Annotated in this window: 2 protein-coding genes; both read right to left on the bottom strand. The window is 72.5% G+C overall.

Annotated features, from left to right (window positions below; all coding sequences use genetic code 11):
• The coding region (locus AOK23_RS43940; RefSeq protein ID WP_169800406.1) for a VOC family protein at positions 1-356 on the bottom strand (356 nt) is incomplete at its 3' end.
• Positions 357-426: 70 nt separating this feature from the next.
• Positions 427-1434 carry a hypothetical protein gene (locus tag AOK23_RS43935; RefSeq protein ID WP_055717924.1) on the bottom strand — a complete coding sequence of 336 codons (1008 nt, stop codon included), beginning with the start codon at positions 1432-1434 and terminating at the stop codon, positions 427-429.
• Positions 1435-1473 lie beyond the last annotated feature (39 nt).

Below are 1473 nucleotides of genomic sequence, written 5' to 3'. Positions count from 1 at the left end.
CAGAACTCGTTGCCCTCCGGGTCGGCGAGGACCGTCCACGGCACGTCGCCCTGGCCCACGTCGGCGGGGGTCGCGCCGAGCTCCCGCAGCCGTGCGACCAGTTCCTTCTGCTGGGCGGCCGAGTGGGTGGCGATGTCGAGGTGCACCCGGTTCTTCGTGGGCGTCTTGGGCTCCGGCACGGGGACGACGTCGACCCCGAGGGCGACGGGGTGCGGCCAGACGAGCCCGCCGGCGGGGCCGACGTAGGTGGCGGCACCGGGGTGGTAGGCGGTCCAGCCGAGCGCCTCCGCCCAGAACCGGCCGACCGCCGGGGCGTCGACGGCCTTGACGATCACATGAACGGGTCGCAGCGCCATGCCGCCGATCCTACGCAGCGGTGGACGGCCCGCCGGGCGACCGGCTGACGGGCCGTGGGGGAACGCCCCGTCAGGACGGGCGGCGCAGAACGCGTTTGAAGCCCCAGATGACGACGACGGCGCCGACGACGGCGATCGCGCCGACCTTGAGGCCCGAGCCGGTGCCGTCGGCGTCCTGCCCGGCGGACGAGCCGCCCCCGTCGGAGGAGGACGAGCCGGAGCCACCGTTGCCGGAGCCGCCGCCGGCGACGTCGCGGGCGACGACCGTGCTGCCGGCACCCTCGCTGCCGTACATGATCTTCGAGCCGTCGGTGGTGTACGTGAGGGACTCGCCCTGCCGTTGCAGGGGCACGCTCAGCCGGTCGGCCTTCGCGATCTTCCCGCTCTTCCAGTCGTAGAGGATCGCGCCGAAGTACGAGCGCAGGGCGAGGTGCTTGCCGTCCGGCGAGAACGCCCCGTCGGTGACCTCCAGATCGGGTACGGAGGCGACCTTCTTGAGGATGTTCGTGCCGGACGCGGAGAGTTCGGACGGGCCCTCGTACAGCGAGCCCCCCGCCTCGTTCTTGTCGGCGATGTAGACGCGCCCGGTCTTCGGGTGCACCATCAGCGCCTCCGCGTCCCGCGCCCCGTCCTCGTACTTCACGACGTACTGCGTGGCCTTGAGCGTCTGGTCCTTGAGCTGCTTGGGCTCCGGCAGCTCGTAGATCCACACGTACTGCCAGGTCCCGCCGAGGTTGTCGCCGATGTCGCCGACGTAGAGGTGGTTGTCCGGGCCGATGGAGATCGCCTCGACGTCCCGCGGTGTGCCGACACCCGTCAACGTCACCGTGGCGACCGTCTTCCCGGTCCTGCCGTCCACGGCGTACAGGAACGCGCCGTCGTCGCTGTCGTTGTGGGTCCAGTACACGCCGGGGTGCCGGCGCGAGGCCGCGAGACCGCTGGACTCGGTGATCCTCGGGTCCTTCACCGTGAAGTTGCCGTCGTCGGCGGCCGCGGGCACGGCCGGTACGGCGGCGAGCAGAGCGCCGGCGAGCACGGCGAGACCGGCGAGGAGCGGGCGGCGGGATGGTCGGCGCATGCCTCCCACCCTGCCATGCCGCCGCGCGGGCCGGGGGTG

The sequence above is a fragment of the Streptomyces torulosus genome, assembly GCF_001419765.1.
Lineage (GTDB): Bacteria > Actinomycetota > Actinomycetes > Streptomycetales > Streptomycetaceae > Streptomyces > Streptomyces torulosus.
Note: the sequence above shows the minus strand (reverse complement) of the source record. Positions and strands in the feature narration are given on the sequence as shown.